Source organism: Bacillus sp. 05T21 (assembly GCF_056396785.1).
Genome location: NZ_JBFTMD010000015.1, coordinates 41,502 through 62,585, shown reverse-complemented (window position 1 = coordinate 62,585; position 21,084 = coordinate 41,502). Strand labels below are relative to the sequence as shown.

Annotated in this window: 23 protein-coding genes; 5 read left to right on the top strand and 18 right to left on the bottom strand. The window is 35.1% G+C overall.

What is annotated here, in order from left to right:
• From AC1DKZ_RS22120 to AC1DKZ_RS22110, 3 genes are all read right to left on the bottom strand, one after another.
• Entirely contained in the window at positions 1-321 is a 321-nt protein-coding gene (locus AC1DKZ_RS22120; protein ID WP_002087442.1) for a PTS lactose/cellobiose transporter subunit IIA, read from the bottom strand.
• A gap of 110 nt (positions 322-431) precedes the next feature.
• On the bottom strand, positions 432-2,372 hold the full coding sequence (locus tag AC1DKZ_RS22115; protein ID WP_476997037.1) for a BglG family transcription antiterminator: 1,941 nt from the start codon (positions 2,370-2,372) through the stop codon (positions 432-434).
• Positions 2,373-2,450: 78 nt separating this feature from the next.
• Complete coding sequence (locus AC1DKZ_RS22110) at positions 2,451-3,539, bottom strand: DUF871 domain-containing protein (protein ID WP_002029923.1); 1,089 nt, start codon at positions 3,537-3,539, stop codon at positions 2,451-2,453.
• Positions 3,540-4,012: 473 nt separating this feature from the next.
• Here AC1DKZ_RS22110 and AC1DKZ_RS22105 point away from each other — a divergent pair, with 473 nt between their 5' ends.
• Together AC1DKZ_RS22105 and AC1DKZ_RS22100 are read left to right on the top strand one after the other, a co-directional pair.
• Positions 4,013-5,215, top strand: coding sequence for an MFS transporter (locus tag AC1DKZ_RS22105; RefSeq protein ID WP_002029919.1), 1,203 nt, complete (start codon positions 4,013-4,015; stop codon positions 5,213-5,215).
• A 455-nt stretch (positions 5,216-5,670) separates the two neighbouring features.
• A complete protein-coding gene (locus AC1DKZ_RS22100) occupies positions 5,671-7,326 on the top strand; it encodes a Na/Pi cotransporter family protein (protein WP_016093278.1) in 1,656 nt (551 codons plus the stop codon).
• Positions 7,327-7,360: 34 nt separating this feature from the next.
• On the opposite strand, the gene AC1DKZ_RS22095 is transcribed toward AC1DKZ_RS22100, so the two are convergent.
• Positions 7,361-8,359, bottom strand: a complete 999-nt coding sequence (locus tag AC1DKZ_RS22095) for a YhdH/YhfP family quinone oxidoreductase (protein ID WP_476997036.1) — start codon at positions 8,357-8,359, stop codon at positions 7,361-7,363.
• A 314-nt stretch (positions 8,360-8,673) separates the two neighbouring features.
• On the opposite strand from AC1DKZ_RS22095, the gene AC1DKZ_RS22090 reads away from it, so the two are divergent.
• Both AC1DKZ_RS22090 and AC1DKZ_RS22085 read left to right on the top strand, forming a co-directional pair.
• Positions 8,674-9,876 (top strand): LCP family protein, encoded by a 1,203-nt coding sequence (locus AC1DKZ_RS22090; RefSeq protein WP_476997035.1) that lies wholly within the window; start codon positions 8,674-8,676, stop codon positions 9,874-9,876.
• A gap of 148 nt (positions 9,877-10,024) precedes the next feature.
• Entirely contained in the window at positions 10,025-10,465 is a 441-nt protein-coding gene (locus AC1DKZ_RS22085; protein WP_002029912.1) for a hypothetical protein, read from the top strand.
• 34 nt (positions 10,466-10,499) lie between these two features.
• On the opposite strand, the gene AC1DKZ_RS22080 is transcribed toward AC1DKZ_RS22085, so the two are convergent.
• From AC1DKZ_RS22080 to AC1DKZ_RS22020, 13 genes are all read right to left on the bottom strand, one after another.
• On the bottom strand, positions 10,500-11,273 hold the full coding sequence (locus tag AC1DKZ_RS22080) for a sulfite exporter TauE/SafE family protein (protein WP_431181363.1): 774 nt from the start codon (positions 11,271-11,273) through the stop codon (positions 10,500-10,502).
• A gap of 33 nt (positions 11,274-11,306) precedes the next feature.
• Positions 11,307-11,786: a DsrE/DsrF/DrsH-like family protein gene (locus tag AC1DKZ_RS22075; RefSeq protein ID WP_002087459.1), complete on the bottom strand. Its 480-nt coding sequence runs from the start codon at positions 11,784-11,786 to the stop codon at positions 11,307-11,309.
• Between the two features lie 72 nt (positions 11,787-11,858).
• Positions 11,859-12,155 carry a rhodanese-like domain-containing protein gene (locus AC1DKZ_RS22070; RefSeq protein ID WP_002087460.1) on the bottom strand — a complete coding sequence of 99 codons (297 nt, stop codon included), beginning with the start codon at positions 12,153-12,155 and terminating at the stop codon, positions 11,859-11,861.
• Between the two features lie 14 nt (positions 12,156-12,169).
• Entirely contained in the window at positions 12,170-12,535 is a 366-nt protein-coding gene (locus AC1DKZ_RS22065; protein WP_002087461.1) for a rhodanese-like domain-containing protein, read from the bottom strand.
• An 8-nt stretch (positions 12,536-12,543) separates the two neighbouring features.
• Positions 12,544-12,882: a sulfurtransferase gene (locus AC1DKZ_RS22060; RefSeq protein WP_431181362.1), complete on the bottom strand. Its 339-nt coding sequence runs from the start codon at positions 12,880-12,882 to the stop codon at positions 12,544-12,546.
• A 66-nt stretch (positions 12,883-12,948) separates the two neighbouring features.
• Positions 12,949-13,176 carry a sulfurtransferase TusA family protein gene (locus AC1DKZ_RS22055; protein ID WP_002087463.1) on the bottom strand — a complete coding sequence of 76 codons (228 nt, stop codon included), beginning with the start codon at positions 13,174-13,176 and terminating at the stop codon, positions 12,949-12,951.
• A 24-nt stretch (positions 13,177-13,200) separates the two neighbouring features.
• Positions 13,201-13,431 (bottom strand): sulfurtransferase TusA family protein, encoded by a 231-nt coding sequence (locus tag AC1DKZ_RS22050; protein WP_002087464.1) that lies wholly within the window; start codon positions 13,429-13,431, stop codon positions 13,201-13,203.
• 27 nt (positions 13,432-13,458) lie between these two features.
• Complete coding sequence (locus AC1DKZ_RS22045; protein ID WP_002087465.1) at positions 13,459-14,589, bottom strand: MBL fold metallo-hydrolase; 1,131 nt, start codon at positions 14,587-14,589, stop codon at positions 13,459-13,461.
• A gap of 38 nt (positions 14,590-14,627) precedes the next feature.
• Positions 14,628-15,188: a sulfurtransferase TusA family protein gene (locus AC1DKZ_RS22040; RefSeq protein WP_044444623.1), complete on the bottom strand. Its 561-nt coding sequence runs from the start codon at positions 15,186-15,188 to the stop codon at positions 14,628-14,630.
• 88 nt (positions 15,189-15,276) lie between these two features.
• Positions 15,277-15,540, bottom strand: coding sequence for a metal-sensitive transcriptional regulator (locus tag AC1DKZ_RS22035; protein ID WP_000456201.1), 264 nt, complete (start codon positions 15,538-15,540; stop codon positions 15,277-15,279).
• A 185-nt stretch (positions 15,541-15,725) separates the two neighbouring features.
• Positions 15,726-17,390 carry a CoA-disulfide reductase gene (gene cdr / locus AC1DKZ_RS22030; RefSeq protein ID WP_476997034.1) on the bottom strand — a complete coding sequence of 555 codons (1,665 nt, stop codon included), beginning with the start codon at positions 17,388-17,390 and terminating at the stop codon, positions 15,726-15,728.
• 265 nt (positions 17,391-17,655) lie between these two features.
• The gene (locus tag AC1DKZ_RS22025; RefSeq protein ID WP_476997033.1) at positions 17,656-18,240 is read right to left on the bottom strand and encodes a DUF3238 domain-containing protein; all 585 of its coding nucleotides are present in this window, start codon (positions 18,238-18,240) and stop codon (positions 17,656-17,658) included.
• Positions 18,241-18,373: 133 nt separating this feature from the next.
• The gene (locus AC1DKZ_RS22020; protein ID WP_476997032.1) at positions 18,374-18,964 is read right to left on the bottom strand and encodes a DUF3238 domain-containing protein; all 591 of its coding nucleotides are present in this window, start codon (positions 18,962-18,964) and stop codon (positions 18,374-18,376) included.
• 152 nt (positions 18,965-19,116) lie between these two features.
• Between AC1DKZ_RS22020 and AC1DKZ_RS22015 the strand changes: the two genes are divergently transcribed.
• Positions 19,117-19,590 (top strand): MarR family winged helix-turn-helix transcriptional regulator, encoded by a 474-nt coding sequence (locus tag AC1DKZ_RS22015; RefSeq protein ID WP_429689722.1) that lies wholly within the window; start codon positions 19,117-19,119, stop codon positions 19,588-19,590.
• A gap of 128 nt (positions 19,591-19,718) precedes the next feature.
• On the opposite strand, the gene AC1DKZ_RS22010 is transcribed toward AC1DKZ_RS22015, so the two are convergent.
• Positions 19,719-20,981: a neutral/alkaline non-lysosomal ceramidase N-terminal domain-containing protein gene (locus AC1DKZ_RS22010; RefSeq protein WP_476997031.1), complete on the bottom strand. Its 1,263-nt coding sequence runs from the start codon at positions 20,979-20,981 to the stop codon at positions 19,719-19,721.
• Positions 20,982-21,084 lie beyond the last annotated feature (103 nt).

The following is a 21,084-nucleotide window of genomic DNA, read 5'->3' as shown; positions in this document are numbered from 1 at the left end:
TTATACTGTCACTTTCTCTTCCACTCGTTTATGAAGAGTAATAAATTCTTCAGCAAGTTCTTTCACTGTAATGGCATTCATTAAATGATCTTGTGCATGCACTAATAATAAACTTATTTCTGCATGATTTCCTCTTGCTTCTTCTTGAATTAAATCCGTTTGAATACGATGAGCGGATGATATTTCCTCACTAGCAAGTGTCATCTTTTCACTCGCATTCTCAAAATCTCCTTGTCTTGCAAAAGCAATTGCTTCAAGCGCCGCGCTTCTCGCGTTGCCACCATGTAAAATTAACGCAAATGGAGTTTGCATATCAGTCATTTAAAATTCCCCCAAGTTATGTTTTTTCTATATTTTTATCTTATTATGAAAACGCATACAATTAAACATAAAAAACTTCCGTTGTGTAACGGAAGTTTTAATATACTTTTTCATAATGATAGTAAGATTTCTTGAAAATCATCAACAGCTTGAGCCTGATGCAATTTTTCTATTATAGTTTGATTAGACATAATATCATATAAAAAATCATAAAGCTTTTGTAAATCTTCATTATTATTGCGCTTCACACTAAATAAAATAATAACTTGTACTTTTTTATCTCCCCAGTCAATCGCCTTATCGAGTGTACAAAACATCAAAAATGTTTTCTCACTTAATAACTGCATCGGATGCGGAATTGCCACTAAATTTCCAACCGCTGTAGGAGATGTGTTCTCTCTCTCCATAACAGAAGCATAAAAGTTTGCGGGTACATAGTTTTTCTCAGCAGCTTTCTCACATAAAAACTGAATAACCTCTTCTTTCGTAGAAGCACTACGATTTAAGAAGATCAAATCTTCCTTAATATATTGCTGCACACTACTATTTACATGCGTAAATAACTGCTGACCAATCGATTTAATCTCTTTATCATCAAATATTGAGTTTACCTTTATAACTGGCACAGGCAAACCACTCGGTATATGAATCGTACTAATAATACAATCTATTTTATCCTTATAAAGTTCTTCTATCTTCAATTGATAATAGCCTGTAATCCCTACAATCTCTAATTTATCTCGAAACTGTGATAGAATTTTATATTTCAGTAGCTGTGCACTCCCTTGACCAGTCGCACAAACTAATAAACATCTTTTCTTTTGATTCTTTTCTTGCAAACGACTCATCGCTCCGCCGAAGTGAATGGCAATATAACCAATCTCACTCTCTGGAATGGATTCACCCGTATATTCACCAATTATATCTCCAACGAGAACTGCAATTTCAAAAGCATATGGATAATTTTTTTTCACTTCTGCCAAAAGAGGATTTCTCGTATTTAACTTATATCTCAAACGATTTAATAACGTTTTTAAATGAACACCAAAACCAAATAATAATTCTTCATCATAATAAAAAGTAAGATTCCGTTCTTCCGCTACTTTGAAAAGAATATGCTGCATGAATGCATATACGTCTTTCCCTAATAGCTCTTCCACATTTTCATAGCGATCTCTTGCTGTAACAGCAGTACTTAATAAATGCATCGTCACATATAAAATTTCTTCTTCTGGAAATTGAAGTTTTAGCTCTTCCCCTAAATTCCCTAAAATCTGTTTCGCAATTTTATATTCTTTCTTTATTATAAGTTCAGATTCCTCTACATGCAGTGCTTGAATGTAATGATCATCCCTGCATCTCTTTAAAGCAATCGCAATATGAATTGATAAATTATCAATTTCTATATCTGATAAATATATCGTTCCTCCCTCGATATACTTTAATATAACTGAGCGAATGAGAGAAATATGGGGTAACGATAAATATGTGTCCGTCTGCTCATAGTTCTCATGAAACGGAGTATGGTCATAACGCGGCAAACCATATTGTGATAAACAAGAACGAATATTAAATTCTTCTCCTACAATACGTATACCATAATATGGTCTTTTTTCAATTTGTAACTCATATCGACTACAAATATCCGTAACATCTTTCATAATTAAGTTTACAGTAGATTTACTCACATAAATCTCTTCCGCTAGCTGTGAAAGCTTCACATACCCATCTGTCGTTAAAATACGGTGTAAAATATAAGCTACTCTTTCTTCATAAGAAGTTGGAATCTTTTCTGTCTGTTTCTGAAATACATTTACGCAAAAATCTTCAAACTTCTTAGTTTGTATAATTTCTAGTTCGTACCCATTCCCTCTTTGTGATTCAATTTTCGCTCCGTGTTCTTCCAATATATCATTTAATAATTTTATATCCTTTTGAATCGTCTTCGTTGATACGTGTAAACGCCTCGCTAAAAAAGCTCGATTTAGCATCGATTTCTCTTCTAAAAACTCCTCTAAAATGGAAATTAATCGCTGATGCACTTTTGTCATAGCTCTTCCTCTCGCTCTTTATATAAAAGGGAAAAAGCCACTGAAATCAGTAGTTTTTTCCCTTTTATCCCGCGTTCATTATTTCTTTAGCGTAAATCCAAACTTATCCCAAGCTTGTAAATAATCTAATAAGAAGATTTCTTCCTCTATAATTCGGCCGACTACATTTGTTTTTCCTGTATTCACCATATCTTTTAAAGCAATTTGCAATTCACCCTTATATTGGCCATATTGCTCATTATCAATTAAAAGATCGCCACGCTTAATTTCACGCGTATTATGCGGTTTAAACTCTTCCTTTTTATATTTCACACGACTTTGTGTAGAACGAATCATATATTCAGATACATCCCCGCGATAAAAATGAGGTTCTTCTAATACGATAATTCTTTCTAAATCTGTTGTTGTATCGTATAGTTCTATATCAAATGTTTGTTTCTCTTTATTTAACGCACCTAGTGCTTGTAATTCTTCTTCTGAAGCATAAGCATTCGCAATAATAACATCATCAATTAATTCTGTTGCAAACAAATGCTTCGCCTGTGTTGTCATCGGTAATTCGCGATGCTGCTCTAACGTACATAACCCTTCTGTTACTGGCCAAGGTCCGTATGTTGCATCAAATGATGAAATAAAAGCAGCCGTTCTCATACCGTAATCTTTAAATTGTTTCGAGCATTTAATGAAATGATCGTATGATAATCCTGAATAACGATGTGGATAAAAATTATGGCAACCAATTAAATTTTCACGATTTGGTCTATGGCTCATAATGTTATCTACATATTTCGTACCGTTACTCATATTAATTTCAATTTTTAAGCCGTATGGATTGTAAGTCATAATCGATTCTTCTAAACCAGAGAATCCAACATCTAAACGGATACCGTACGCTCCTAACTCATGGAAGAACGATAAATCATTATATGAAATACCTAATTGTGTAAAGACAGACGGACTAATATCAACTAATACTTGGAACCCTAATGCATTTGCATGAGAGATCGTTTCTTTAAACTCTTCTATAATTTTCTCTTTTTCGCCATCTACAGATAATAAACATGTGAATACACGTGTAAATCCGTATTTACTCGCTAATGTTACATACTCTTTATCTTTCTCTACTGTCGAATGTTCTGGATAAATAGAAATACCTAATCGTCTCATATGTACACGCCTCTTTCTTCATCATATTGTAAACCTTTTCAAATATATGTAGCGAAAAAGTATGTATCCCCTTTTCTTCTACTACAATTTGAATCCGCTTTCTTTAAAGAAAAAACAATTTCTATCATTCATAACAACTACTAGTCTATACATCTATACTTTACATCTTTTTTTCATAGTTGTGTAGCTTTTACACAAATTTGTCAGTTTTTCACCTGAAAAATTGTTATCCGCTTTCAAGACACCTTCCTTGACTGTTATGTTGACCAATACATATACTCGAAAGAACAGAGATAAAGTGAAACTTTAATCAGTGTGGGGTTTTGTTCATCCCCCACTGATTATTAGCCTTCACCAATCGGGCTTTTACGGGCAGTTAATCTCCCACCTACCTTCTTTGCTCCAACCAAATTTTGAGGTGAGAGTCTTACTGCCCGTTAACGCGGGAAAACTTTTATATAGGGGATGAATATATGGGAGAGGCAGTACTCGTAAAACGAGAACCGTTATGGACAAAAGAGTTTATTGCGCTAATTCTAGCAAATTTATGTATGTTTTTAGGATTTCAAATGTTAATTCCAACTTTACCTGTTTATGTGAAAGAAATTGGGGGCACAAGTTCAAATATCGGATTCGTTGTCGGCATGTTTACCGTTGCAGCACTTTTTATTAGGCCGCTAACTGGAAATGCCTTGCAGAAATTCAACAAAAAAATCATTTTAATGATCGGTACCGCTATTTGTTTACTCGCTATGGGCAGTTACCTTTTCGCTTCAACCGTTTTCCTATTGCTTGCCGTTCGAATTTTACACGGAGCTGGTTTTGGTATTACAACGACTACATACGGAACTGTCGTTTCAGATTTAATTCCGCAAGCTCGCCGCGGAGAAGGCATGGGATACTTCGGTCTTTCTGGAACTATTGCCATGGCGCTCGGTCCGCTTATTGGACTTTGGCTTATGCAAGCATATAACTTCACGATTCTTTTTTTATGTGCACTTTCATGCACAATAGTTTCATTAATATTAACGAAACTACTTCAAATCAAAAAATCGCCGCAACCACCACAGCAAACATCTGGTACCTTTCTCGATGGGTTTATTGAGCGTAAAGCTTTACTTCCTTCACTATTAATATTATGTATTACATTAATGTACGGGGGAATTGGGAGCTTTATTACATTATTTGCTACAGAAGTCGGGATTGCTGATATTAGTCTCTTCTTTTTATTTAACGCACTTGCAATCGCTGTAACTCGTCCGTTTTCTGGAAGATTATATGATACGAAAGGCCATACATTCGTCATCATTCCAGGAGTTATTATTACGTTTACAGGTATTATCTTGCTGTCGTATACAACTACAATTCCGAGTTTAATTATTGCCGCAGCGTGCTACGGCAGTGGTTTCGGAGCAATTCAACCGGCACTACAAGCATGGATGATTGACCGAGTAGCACCGCACCGGAGAGGAGTAGCAACAGCAACATTCTTCTCAGCATTTGATCTTGGAATTGGTGCTGGAGCGATTATTTTTGGATTCATTGCACACTTTACCAACTATGCAACTGTATATCGATATTCCTCTCTATTACTTATCGCTTTTCTTTTCATTTACATCACAAGCTTACGGAAGCAAAAACAGGGGGATAAAACAAAAGAAAAAGCCGTTGGGTAATGCTAATTGGTTCTTTTTCGAAGTACTTAGACCAAAAAATCATGTATACACATTGAAAAAAGTAGTGGATTCCTAAAAAAATTCACACTGCTTTTTTCATTTAATACATTCATTTCAAACCTCCCCATTTCCCCTACATATTTTTCTAACTTTAATCAAAAAATATACAAAGAACCATTATTATAAATAAGGTGACACTTTACTTAGCGCATCCAATTTGGATAGTTTACCTCTCCTATTTTTACTATCCGCAAATAGTGTGATAAATGTGACTTCTTTACAAACCGATCAGATATATCATCTAAAAAACCAATTAAATCCAGGTGTTTCTTTAAAAATTTGTAAACTTTTTATCCCTTTGTAAATTTAGTGTAAATTTTACTGATAAACCGTTTACAGTGCCTCAAGGTTTAGTTAATAATTACATCGTACATGAAATTTAAGGAGTGGAATGCGTGGAATACAATATTCAAGATATGATCTTCCAGTTCATTGGTGGATTAGGTATTTTCTTATTCGGGATTAAATACATGGGCGATGGACTGCAACAAGCAGCTGGAGATCGTCTTCGCGATATTCTAGATCGTTTTACAACAAACCCTCTTATGGGTGTACTAGCAGGTATGTTAGTTACAGTATTAATTCAATCAAGTTCAGGAACAACCGCTTTAACAGTCGGACTTGTAAGTGCCGGATTTATGACATTAAGACAAGCAATTGGTGTTATTATGGGTGCGAACATCGGTACGACAGTTACTGCATTTATTATCGGGATTAAAATCGGAGAATACGCTCTCCCAATTATGGCAGTTGGAGCGATTTTACTATTCTTCTTTAAAAATAAAAAAGTACATTCTGTAGGTCAAGTTGTATTCGGTTTTGGTATGTTATTCTTCGGTTTAGAATTAATGAGCGCAGGTATGAAACCTCTTCGTTCTTTAGAGTCATTCCAAGAGTTAATGGTTAGCATGAGTGATAATCCAATTTTAGGAATTATTGTCGGTACAGTGTTCACTTTAATTGTACAAAGCTCAAGCGCAACAATCGGTATTTTACAAGAACTATTCGGCCAGGGTGCTATTGATTTACAAGCTGCTCTTCCTGTATTATTCGGTGATAACATCGGTACAACAATTACAGCCGTATTAGCAGCAATCGGTACTTCAATTGCAGCAAGACGTGCAGCATTAGTTCACGTTATCTTTAATATTATCGGTACCATTATCTTTACGATTATATTAATACCATTTACAAGTTTAATTCAATATTTCCAAACGTCATTAAATTTAAATCCAGAAATGACAATTGCATTTGCACATGGAACATTTAACGTAACGAATACAATCATTCAGTTCCCATTCATTGCATTATTAGCCTGGATTGTAACAAAAATTATTCGTGGTGAAGATGCATCTATTAACTTCAAACCGCAACATTTAAATCCAATCTTTATTGAGCAATCTCCAGCTATCGCTTTAACAGAAGCTCAAAAAGAAATCATTCGTATGGCTGAGTTTTCATTACATGGATTAAAAGAAGCAAACCAATTTTTAAATACACAAGATAAAAAACATGCTGACATGGCTACTCAATTAGAAGGAGCTATTAATAATTTAGATAAAAAAATTATTGAGTATTTAGTTTTACTATCAGAAAAACCACTTTCACCAACAGACTCTGAGAAACATTCAGTTTTAGCAGGTGTTGTTGGAGATATTGAACGTGTCGGTGATCATGTAGAAAACCTTGTAGAACTTGTAGATTTCCAAATTTCAAACCGCGTTTCACTATCAGATGAAGCACTAGCTGAATTAAATGAAATGCTTGAATTAACAATTTCAACATTACAAGATGCAATCAATGCTTTAACAAACTTTGACACTGAACTAGCTCAAACTGTTATTGCAAAAGAACGTAAAATTGACCAAATGGAACGTGTTTTACGTAAACGCCATGTGTTACGTCTGAACGAACGTAGCTGTTCAGGTGATGCAAGCATCATCTACGTTGATATGGTAAGTAACTTAGAGCGTATCGGTGATCACGCTGTAAATATCGCTGATGGTGTTTTAGGTGAACAAGGAAAAGTAAATTTAAAACAATCATTATAATAGGAAAGAGACGCTAATTTAAGCGTCTCTTTTTTCATTTCATCTTTACAACCGTTCTTCCTTTTAACTTTCCTTGCAGTATAAGTGCAAACTTCTCATCTAATTCTTTTAATGTACATTCTTCTGTATAAGATAATAGCTCTGAATTTTTCCACTCACCTGCTAGCAATGCCCACACGTCTCTTCTCACATCTACTGGACATTGAACTGAATCTATTCCTAAAAGGCTAATCCCTCGTAATATGAATGGGTATACAGTTGTATTTAATTCATGCCCTGCTACATTACCACACGTTGTTACACAGCCTCCATACTTAACTACCTTTAAAGAACTTTCTAACATGCTTCCGCCTACAGTATCGACAACCCCAGCGTATATTCCTTTAAGCATCGGTCTTCCTGATTCATCACTCAACTCCGCGCGATGAATCATCTTTTTTGCACCTAAACGTAGTAGCATCTCTTTCTCTTCCATTTTCCCTGTTGCCCCTACTACGCTATATCCTAGCTTTCCTAAAATACTAACTGCTACACTGCCTACTCCGCCCGTAGCACCCGTTACTAAAACATCTTCCATACTAGGCGTAATTCCCGCTCTAATGAGCTTATATACCGATAAGGCAGCTGTAAAACCGGCTGTCCCGTACATCATACTTTCCTTCAAAGACATTCCTTTCGGTAAAGGAACAACCCAAGATGATGGCACGCGAATATATTCTCCGAAACCACCAGAAGTATTCATACCTAAATCATATCCAGTTACAATAACTTGATCGCCTTCCTGAAAGGCGTTATTTTCACTACTAACTACCTCTCCCGCTGCATCGATACCTGGTGTATGAGGATATGTTCTCGTTACACCTTTATTACCAGTAGCTGAAAGGGCATCTTTATAATTTAATGAAGAATAATAAACACGTATTAATACGTCTCCTTCAGGTAAACTATTGACTTCTCTCTCAACAAGCTTTCTTTCAAATTGATTATTTTCTTTTTCTTTCACGACAATTGCTCGGAATGATGTATGATTCATTATGCTCTCTCCTTCATCCGTAAAATCATTCTTTATTATATAAGAAATACACATACAGCTAATCACATCTTATTGGCTATATTTCAACAAATCTTACTTCTCTATCACTTTCTCACAATACATATTTTCATTTCTACTAAAACACATTATACTTGTTCTACATCTTTAAAATAAAATATAGAAAATCTAACTTTTTATAAATAAATTGAATTTTTACGAAATGTAAATGATTTGTAATGTTTTTTTTCGCTAAATTTCATTATAATAAGTGGATATGAGTGTCGTATTTCAATCCAAATGAAGGAGTACAAGAAATGGAGCAAAACCCATCTTTACAAGAAAATACACGAACTAAACCGAAAAATAGTAAGAAAAAAACAAAAATTATTATAAGCGTTATTCTATTAGTTTTAATAATAGGTGGCGGTTATACATGGTTTTTAGTAAATAAAGCATCTTCTGCTGTTCGAAACGCCGCTCACGATTTAGCACGCGGTGATAAGTCTGATTTACGCGCTAAAGCTGTAAAACCTATTACAAATAACGTCTCTGTCTTAATAATGGGCGTTGATGAAAGCGATGTCCGCGGAAAAGAATATGGTGAAGCTATAAGAACGGATGCACTATTACTTGCAACGTTTAATAAAGATAGCAAAACTGTAAAGCTATTAAGTATTCCACGTGACACATATACTTATATTCCAGTAGAAAAGAAAAAAGATAAAATTACACACGCTCATGCATTCGGTGCTACCAAAAACGGAAAAGATGGTGGACCACAAGCTAGTATTGATGCAGTTGAAAAATTAATGAATGTTCCCGTCGATTACTTTGTAAAATTCAACTTTAAATCATTCATGAAAATCGTTGATGATTTAGGCGGCATTGAAGTTGACGTACCAGTTGAGTTTACTGAACAAGATAGTAATGATAACGCCGATGCAATTCACCTGAAAAAAGGTGTTCAAAAGTTAAATAGTGAAGAAGCTCTTGCTCTTGCCAGAACAAGGCACATTGATAGTGATGCAATGCGTGGACAACGTCAGCAACTTGTTATTGAAGCAATTTTAAAGAAACTAACAAGCGCTGGGTCTGTAACAAAAGTTGGAAACATCATTGATGATATTAACGGACAATTCGTTACAAACTTAACATTCGATGACATGCTTTCATTCTATAAATATGGATCGGATTCGGAAATTGAGAAATTACAACTTCAAGGTGAAGATTGTTACATGGCAAAAGGTGATGATACATGTAGTAAGTCAGCTGGTGGTGGCCGAACTTACTACTACAATCCAGATAAAAAAGAATTAGCTAATGTTACAAACGAACTTCGTAGTCACCTTGGACTACCTGCCTATACAAAATCTGATTCTGATTCGAAAAAAACAAGCTCAGAGAAAACAAAAGAATCTACGTCTGAAAATACGAGTGAACGCGAATCAAGTAACGATGAAACTCAAAATAAGAATAACAGTGAAGATACAGAAACATCGTCTAATAACAATGAATAAAGTGAAGCAGTACTCTATGGAGGTAGAGCACTGCTTCTTTTTAATGCTTTCAAAACAAAAAATCAGAACTTTCCAACTATCTTTTTTAATATTTTTAAATTATAATAAATAATAGTAATCTATTCCAATTATCAGGGGGCTCACACATATGAAAGCTGCAGTAAAACATAACATTTCAGATTTTAAAGAGTACTTAAAATCAAACGATATATACATGGAAGAAAATATAGATGAAAATGATGGTTCGGTACATTTTTCAGTAGGATTAGAAACAGAAGCTGGCGCAAAAATTCAACTTATCGCTGCTTTCCAAAGCGAACATCCTGCTGTGGATATATACTGCTTCAATGTTGCTCTTGTACCTGATTCAACATCAACAAATGATATTTTACATGTCATCAATGAATTAAACACATCTTATCGATTTGCAAAATTCACGCTAAACAAACAAAACGCAATTGATATTTCAACATCTCTTGCATTCTCAGAACCAAACTTTAATCCCGCACTTGTCTTTGAACATACGAGAATGCTATATAAACTGGCAAACGATGAATATAAGAACTTAATGAAAGTTATTTGGGCATAAAATAAAAGGATGGGCTGCAAGCAGCACCATCCTTTTACTTCAATATCATATCAATCCACATCTTTATCGCAGTTCCTACAATTAAAATAGATAATACATACTGCAAAACTTTTTGATTCACTCTCTTCCCTACTCTCACTCCAAGAGGAGCGGCAAATAAACTTGCTATCGCAACGATAAGAGCCGGAATAACAACTATTTGTCCAGTAATCACTTTCCCAGTAGTAATTCCTATCGAGGAAATAAAAGTAATAGCGATAGATGTTGCTATTGTTGTACGTATCGGTAGTTTTAGAACAACTAGCATAATCGGTACTAAAAGAAATGCACCACCAGCCCCAATAATGCCGGAAACACTTCCTACAATAAACGCTAGCAAACTAGCGAGCCACTTATTGTACGTAATTCCTTCTGTCCTCTTACGATTGCTTCGCTTCGGTATAAACATCATAATAGCCGCAATAGTAGCTAGTAATGTGTAAACAACGTTTACAGCATGCTCATTTAATAGATTCGCACTAAAGCTACCTACAAAGCTTCCTATTAATATACTAGCTCCCATATACACAACTAAAGTTTTATCCATATCGTTACTTTTCCTATACGCCCACGCGCCTGCAAAAGTTGCAAAGAATACTTGAATCGCTGTAATACCACTCACTTCATGTGATGTATATCCAGCAAATCCTAGCAATACCGGAATGTATAAGATCATCGGATAATTAATAATTGCACCGCCAATTCCAACCATTCCTGATATAAACGATCCTATAAACCCAATTATAAAAAGTAATACGACTAAGCTCATCTTACATCCCCTCCCTTCTAAAAAGAAGGTGAATTAAATGAATAAGTTTACATTCCCATCCGAAGCATCTGCTAAATAAGCTCCTACTCCTGCAAACTCTACCCCATCCATAATCTCTTCCTCTTTTAACCCTAATAAATCTACTGTCATTTGACAAGCTACAAGTTTAATTCCCTGTTCTTTCGCCAAATCGATTAAATCTGGTAAAGGCATCGCATTATGTTTTTTCATAATACCTTTAATCATCTTTGGTCCCATACCGGCAAAATTCATTTTTGATAATCCCATCTTATCAGCGCCGCGCGGCATCATTTTTCCAAACACTTTCTCTATAAATGTTTTCTTTACTTTCACATGCTCATCTTTCCTAAGAGCATTTAAACCCCAGAAAGTATGAAAAATAGTCACTTCATGATCGTACGCCGCTGAACCATTTGCAATAATATAAGCAGCCATTGCTTTATCATAATCTCCGCTAAATAAAACGATTGTTGTTTTCTTCTGTTGTTCCATGTTGTTCTCCTCCTAATTACCTATAGGGGTATTTTATCATTTATAAAAAGGCTCAAATCATTTATCTCTGTACTATACGACTTTACCTTCCCACGCTAACATACCGCCTACCATATTGATTGCTTGAAAACCGTAGCTCTCTAAAAATTGAACTGCTCGTGCACTTCTTCCGCCAGAACGACAAACGATAATATACTCTTTCTTTTTATCCAACTCATGCATACGAAACTCTAATAGTCCTAGTGGAATATTACACGCTTCTGGAATTTTCCCTTCAGCTACTTCTTCTACTTCACGTACGTCCACAATATTTACTGCTTCTTTACGTAACAATTTTTCTTCTAATTCTTTTGCTTTCATTTCTTTCATTTTAAATTCCCTCCTCACAAACCATTCATACCGCCTGAAACATTGATAACGTGCTGAAATCCTAATTTTTTTAATACTTTTGCAGCCTGCTTACTTCTCATCCCGCTCTGGCAAATAACGATTACTTCCTTATTTTTATCTAACTGATTTGCTTTACTCGCTAACTCATTTAACGGGATATTTTGAAATCCTTTCATATGATTCCCTCTATACTCACCTACTGTACGAACATCGATAAATTGTTTATTCTTTTGCTCCATCATACGTTTTAATTCTTTCCCTGTAATATTTTTCACTCCTCTAACTGGTAAGAAGCGAGAAATAATAAACCACGATACAAGTACAATTAAGATTACATTCAATATTGTCTTTACATCCATAAAGCTATTTAAACTCCTTCTGTGCTTTTTTCCCGTCCAAATATATAGAACCCTTTCTTTCTTAAAAAACGAACGCTTAAATTCCGATCCACTTTATTATGAACAATAAGATGCAAAGGCTTATTTGGTATTTCATGATAATACCGTTTTAAATACGCATACGGTATACACATAATTCTAGAATTGTTATCACTGTGACTCTCTGTATAATTGCGTACATCTACAACAACACTTTCAATTTCCCTTACTTGTTCTAACGAAATATATGCAACGTTTAAAACCGGAATGTAACGTTTTACTAAACTTCCCAGCATCAATACTATTAGAGATATAACTATATAAGACATATATGATTATCCTCTTTACTTTCAATAATAAGCAGAGGATGTAATCTTCCACTTATTATTGAACTGCTATGCTTTCTTGATCCAGAACTTTAATTCACCAGCTTCTTCCGTGTGTTTTAACACTTCATGACCGCCTGTTTGTGACCATGCTGGAATATCTTTAATCGCACCTTTATCTGTTAAGTGTACTTCTAATACTTCTCCTGATTGTAATACTTCCATTGCCTTCTTTGTTTTTACAATTGGCATTGGACATGCTAATCCTTTTACATCTAATACTTCTTTCACTTTCATCTTATATGCCTCCTATTTTTATAATTAAGCTTTCTTAATCCAGAACTTTAATTCGCCGTCTTCTTCTGTATGCTTTAACACTTCATGACCGCTTGTTTGTGACCATGCTGGAATATCTTTAATCGCACCTTTATCTGTTAAGTGTACTTCTAACACTTCCCCTGATTGTAATGCTTCCATTGCCTTCTTCGTTCTTACAATCGGCATTGGACATGCTAATCCTTTCGCATCTAATACTTGTTTTACATTCATCATCTATTCCTCCATGTTTCATTTATTTTATTATTCATGAACTGCACAACGATTTGGACCAATCTCCATTTCACGCTCTTCATCTGCACTCGGATGAATTTTACCCATATTCGTTTGACGAATTTCTTCGTAAGCATTTGGCTGAGGTGGTAAATTCTCCGTTACAACTTTACGAAACTCTTCCTTATCCTCAATATTTAGCCCTGCATTATACGCAAATAAATCTTTTAACTTTGCGCTCACAACACCATTTTCATCCATTTCACTTATTTTTGAATAATGAGCCGGTAACACAATTAAACTTTGAGATAGCTCTTTATATCGGCTATATAAAGTATTACGTAAATCACTTACCCAATCTTCAGCCTTTCCAGCAAGATCTGGACGCCCAATTGAATCCACAAATAAAATATCGCCTGATAATAAATACTCATCATCTACAATAAATGAAGTACTACCAATTGTATGTCCAGGCGAATAGATTGCCTCAATATCAATCTTTGTTTGTCCAACAGTAATTACAGCACCCTCTACAAGTGGCTCATAAGAAAATACAACTTCTTCCGCATCTTTCGGCGGTAACCAATACGTCCCGTTTACTTTCTCAGCTAGCTTACGACCTCCTGAAATATGATCCGCATGTAAGTGTGTATCCATTACATTTGTAATTACAGCACCTTGTTCTTTTGCAAATTCCTCATATGCCTCAACTGTTCGTACTGCATCAATAACAGCAGCTTGTCCTTTAGAAATGACCATATATGATAAGCAACCTTTTCCAAGACGGTTAAACTGATACATACTTCCGCCATCTTTTAAATCTCCAACCTTTATAGGCTTTACATATTCACTCCAAGCCTTCATACCACCAGATAAATAATAAATATTTTCTAATCCAGCCTCTGTTAATTGCTCTGCCACAAATATAGAAGACCCTTCTTTTGCACATACTACTAAAACATCTTTATCTTTAGGTAGTTCGCTAACAATATGATCTACACCCTCTAATAAATCAAAGTACGGCACATTCATTGAAGTAACTTCTTTTCCTTCAATTTTCCAATCTTCATAATCCGCCTCATTACGAACATCTAAAATAAATAACTCTCCGAATAAAACTTTCTCTGCAACATCTTTTGCTTGTAACGGTTTAACATTCATCTTATTACCCCCATAGGTATGTTTTTGTTTAAAAAATTTTATTTTTCCACATTCCCTTGCCACTCTAACATGCCTGGAATGACATTTTTCACATTTGCATAACCTTTCTCTTTCAACATGTGGCAAGCTACATCACTACGGTTACCAGTTCGACAAACAACATAAATTTGCTTCGTCTGATCTAACGCTGCACTGCCCAGTTCGCCTAATGGAACTGAAATAGCCGATGGAATATGACCAAAAGCGAATTCCGCCGCTTCACGAACATCTAATATAATACACTCTTCACCACTTAATAATATCTCTTCCAATTCCGAATTCGTAATTGTATGAGGATATTTCACTATTTCATTCATTTCATGTTCATGTGCTTTTCTAACGTAATGCATCAATAAATCGCCTTCGTGTTTCGTACCGATATATTGATGACCTACTTTACTCGCCCAACTTTGTATATCTACAGTAGACCCTTTATCTGTTGCCTGAACTTCAATCACTTGCCCTGATGCGAGACTTTCCATCGCCTTCTTCGTCTTCACAATCGGCATCGGACAGGCCAAACCTTTACAATCTAAACTCATATCCACTTTTATACTCATAATCATTTCCTCCCTAATCATTATACATATACCTGTAGGGGTATGATAAAATGTTTTTAAAAATCTGTCAACACATACGTTTGACAGATTATCGGCTTTTTACAAGTAATTGAACAGCTTCTTTAATTAACTCCTCATTTGAGCCATTACCTGTCTCAAACTGCTCGCGCAAACATTGCTCTAAATTTGTTCCAACAACGAGTCCAATTGTACGATCAAGTGCAGAACGGGATGCAGTTAACTGTGTAATAACATCTCGGCAATCTTTTCCCTCTTCCATCATGCGAAGCACACCACGAACTTGACCTTCAATACGTTTCAATCTATTTTTCATATCTTGATTATATTCCATTCTATAATCACCTCATTACCATTATGTCACCATTTATAACTTATGACAATATAATATACCCTGCAGGGTATATTGTAAACCCCTATTTTTATTTTTCATCTTACATGTTCGCAAAACAAAAAGTGAAACCTTAATCCATGGGGGTTCATCCTCCACCAAATTTTGAAGTGAAAGATGAACAAATATCAATATACAATCCGGTCTGGTAATACTGTTCCGTATAATTTAAAGCCACCATCTACATTTTTTACCCTATATCCTTTTTCCATTAACATACGTGCTGCAACATATCCCCTCATACCAAGCTGACAAGTAATATATATTTCTTTATCTAATGGCACTTCATCCAAGCGATCACGTAATTCATCTAATGGAATATTAATAGAACCTTTGATCATTCCTTGCTTTAATTCATTAGGATCTCGAACATCAATCAGATATCCATCATTTTCAACAATACGATCAATTTCATGCCATTGTACTGTATCAACAAAACCATCTACTATATTACTTGCCGCATACCCTACCATGTTTACTGGATCTTTTGCGGAAGAATACGGTGGTGCATATGATAATTCTAAATCCGGTAAATCAATTACAGTTAAATTCGCCTTCATTGCCGTTGCAATAACATCGATACGCTTCTCTACCCCGTCACGTCCTAAAGCCTGTGCCCCATAAATTTTTCCACTCTCTTTATTAAAAATTAATTTTATTAGTACTGGCGTAGCATTTGGATAGTATCCAGCATGAGAATTGGCCTGTACATGTACTAGCTCATAGGGTATATTTAATCGTTTTAATATTTTTTCATTTACTCCAGTCGAAGCAACTGTTAAATCAAAAACTTTAGCCACTGAAGTTCCCATCGTACCTTTATATAAAGAATCCGTATGACCATGAATAATATCTGCTAACATGCGGCCTTGACGATTAGCCGGCCACGCTAAAGGAATCATTGTTTCTGTTTCTGTAACAAAATCTTTCACCTCAATCGCATCACCAATTGCATATATATGTTGGTCCGATGTTTGAAATTTCTCATTTACTTTTATCGTTCCTCTAACTCCTAGCTCTAATCCTGCACCCTTCGCTAAACTACTCTCTGGTTGTACACCAATTGCTAAAATAAGCATATCTGTCTTTATAATTGACCCACTCTTTAGACGTACAATACTCCCATTCTCCTCTAATGCATCTACACCGTCTTCAAAAATAAGCTCAACATTGTGCTTTTTCATATGCTCGTGTACATATGCCGCCATTTCATAATCAATCGGTGGCATCACTTGATTGGCCATCTCTACGAGAGTAACATCAATTCCTCGTTCTCTTAAGTTTTCAACCATTTCTACTCCAATAAATCCACCACCAATAACCGTCGCATGATGTGGTTTCTTCTCATCAATGTACGCTTTAATACGATCTGTATCAGGTACATTTCGTAAAGTAAACAACGCCTTCGCTTCTTCAATACCCGGAATAGGTGGAACAATTGGTTTCGCCCCTGGTGAAAGAATTAAAACATCATATTCCTCGTTATATGTTTCATTTGTAGTTACATTCTTTATAATAATTGTTTTCTCTTCTTTATTAATTTTTACTACTTCACTCAATACACGTATATCTAAATTAAAGCGCTTTGACATCTTTTCAACTGTCTGCACTAATAGTTTTTGTCTTTCTGTAATTACACCGCCAATATAGTATGGTAATCCACAGTTTGCAAATGAAATATATTCACCGCGTTCAACCATAATAATTTCATCTTCTTCACTTAAGCGACGAAGCCTTGCAGCTACTGATGCTCCACCAGCAACTCCACCTACTACAACAATTTTTCTAGACATATTTTAAACCTCCATGTTGTTTATTATTTAATTTCTCCATGTATTACAAACAAAAAACTCATACCCGTATGGGTATATAATAAAATATACAAAAATCATTTTCAATATATATATCTTTTGTTCACAAATTCGAAACAAAAAAGAACCTAGATATCTCCAGGTTCCTTTCTGTATGATTAAATCCATGCCTAAAGGCGGCGTTATAGAGTAATACTTATTTTTGACGGCTGAATTCATTTACGAATGAAGTAATTTGTCATACTTCCTATAAGCTCTTTGTAAAACTATAATCCATTTCTCCACCTAACGCTTCAGGTGTATCACCAGTTTCTCTAAAATCATGTGTATAAATTTGTTCAAATGAACCGAAATCTACTTGCTTATAAAATTCGAAACAAGGGAATCCATCATGTTCTCCTTGAATATCGATACTACCATCCTTGTTCACACATACAGTTAATAAATAGTCCACAGGAGGGGCATACACATTTAACGGATTACTAGCGCTTGCACTCATTTTGAATTGCACACCATCAGAATTCCATGAAATATCCGTACACACAATATTTTCAGTACTCGCTTTTCCTGTTCTTTTATTCACAGAACCATCTGGATTTGTGACCTTCTCTGTCGTAACACCCGTGTTTGCATATGAAAACACTTCTTCTTTATAAAAGTCCACTACTACCTCTTGCTCAACTCTAGAGCGCATAGTATTTACCGCATGTGGTGTAAATTCACGTGAATCACCTTCAAACTGGATTACTTTCCCTGTTTGTACATCCTTCCGCGGTTCTGTCCAAGACATTGGAATAAATACACTGGCTCTAATTTTAACGATATTCGTCATAAGAAACACCCCTATAATTCTAATTTTATATACTGCATACTATTGAATAAAATAGACCACAATTTCAATCCTAGAACCAATAGCTTTCTCTTTTACGTTTGCTACTTCCTTCTGAAAAATAGCGCTATATTTATTAGATTGTCGCTTTAAAACTATATTCCATTTCTCCAGCTAGTGCTGCTGGGGTATCATCCGTTTCTCTGAAATCATGTGTGTATATTAATTCAAATGAACCAAAGTCTATTTGTTTATAAAATTCATAGCAAGGAAAACCATCATGTAAACCTTCAACATGCACAGTACCACTTTCATTAACTCGTATAGTCAAAAAATAATCAGCTGCAGGTGCTGCCGCGTTTAACGGATTACTTGCACTTGCACTTGCTCTCATTTCAAATGAAACTTCATCTTCACTCCATACAATATTTGTACATGCAATGTTTTCTGTACTTGTTTCTCCTTTTTGATACTCAATTGAGCCATCTGGATTTGTAATTTTCACAGTAACGATACAAGCATCTGCATATGTAAAAATTTCTCTTTTATAAAAATCAACAACCACTTCTTGTTCTAATCTTGAACGCTTTGTGTTCACAGCGTATGGTGTAAATTCACGTGCATCTCCGGCATATTCAAACACTCTTCCCGTCGCAGGATCCTGAATAGGTTTCAGCAAAGCATACGGTGCAAATACACTCCCTCTAATTTTAACGATATTAACCATGTGAAACCCCCATAATTCATTGATATTATTTAGATAAATCATTATTTGTTCTATTACTATTATATAGTCAATTTGATTGACTATATCCTGTATAGTACAATAGATTCTACTTATAGTCAATTAAATTGACTATAAGTAAGGAGGTTATATACATGACTTATCAAACACTTAACGAACTAGATCTTACATCACTTTTATCACTATCTTTCAGCACATTAATTACTGAACTACATGACAAATTAAGTGAATTAGGATTTGAAGATATTAGGCCAGCGCACGGTTTTATGTTCAAACGCATCCTTCCTAATGGAGCAACCGGTATAGAACTAGCTGAATCTTTAGGGGTTTCAAAACAAGCCATAAGTAAAATGGTAGATTCTCTTGAGAACAGTGGTTATGTCACGCGCCAAACGCATCCTACTGATAAAAGAGGTAAAATTATTGTTTTAACCGAGCGTGGTTTAGCAGTAATGAAAGCAAAAGAAGAAATAGTAGCTGAAATAGAACAACGATGGATTGCAAACATAGGTGCAGAACGAATGCAAATGCTTAAAGAGGATTTAACAACATTCGTTACTAAAGAAAATACAGGAAAATTATCATCGAGCATACGACCTGTTTGGTAAACAAAAACTCCATATAAAAAACGAATCCACTTTGATTATTCTTTTTCAAAATGGATTCGTTTTTTACAGCTTTATTAAAATCATTGATTCCTTTAAATTTTGTTTTAAATATATGGGATACCCATATTTTATACATTATATAATTCCGTAACTCTCTGCACGATCAGCTCTGCCGTATTCTCCTCTGGCGGCATCAACAACTTTGTAACCGGCCCATACACAACAGGATTTAATTCCACTTCATATCCACCATATGCATACTCCTCTTTTGTCGGTAAGTAACCAATATATCCATTCGTATAGCCACCAAAGAAAGCTAATTCATTTTGAACACTCTCTTTCATTTCTAAAGCGGTTTCTGAAAAAGGTTCCATCGGTATTCCAGAGAATATCCCATCATTAATTTGAAACAATTGAATTTCTAAATCAATACTTACTTGCTGAATGTTTCTCCTATGCTTTTCTAAAACGATAGTAAGCCATTCTTCAGTATTCACACCCCACTGCTTCTCAGCTAATTGGGCCATTCTTTTTATCTCTTCAATTTCTGGAATATCCTTTAATTTCATTTGCATCGTACTCGAAATAGTTCTTAGATTTACAATTGGTCTATATGTAACTGTTGGTAATATCGTTAACACATGTCCACTGAGTACGTAAGCCATTTGTTTTAATGCTTCCTGTGAACCACGATACTTCGCATTCACATTTCCAGTGGCACCTTGAACAATAATAACAGGACAGTTTACTATTTTCTCCAGAATCTCTCGCGTCATTCCAGGATAATCTGCTGATAATACATCGCTATCCCCTTTTAAAACATTCGGATGAGCAGTACAAAATACAATGACCCCAGCTAACTCCTTTGACTCAGCATTTCTCATTGCTAAAACACCAATTCTTTTATCTACAATACCCTCTATATTTATGCCCATCTTTGCTTTTCCATCAGGTGTCCTCTCTCTTCGGTTTACTCCAATATCACCTGTCGTAACATCCCACCCAACTTCACATGACCGCATATTATTATTCGCAGTAATAGCACCCTGCACTACATTATTTAGTAAAATCGTTTTATACGACTTTATTAAAGGATGATCACCGACTGTTTCCGGACCAGAATGAGTATGTGTATAAACGACAGTTATTTGCTCAAATGGTACATGAAGCTCACTAGCTACTCGTTCACGAATAATATTCGTATCTTCTACTAACATTCCAATGTTATCAATACTTATAAATACAGTCTTCACTTCATCTTTTTCAAATACAAAGATTGTCCCGTAAATGTGCTCTTCAATATTATTAATTCCTGTATCTCTATGGTATCCAATAAAATCAATACCTAAAGGCGGCGTAATATCCACCTGACATACCCCTACTTTGCTCACTTGAATCGCTCCATTTCTATATGTAACTCCCTTTCTTCAAGAATAGCATATTTACCATTTTCAAAATAAAAAGAACGGACAAGAAATTCTATGTCCGTTCTTT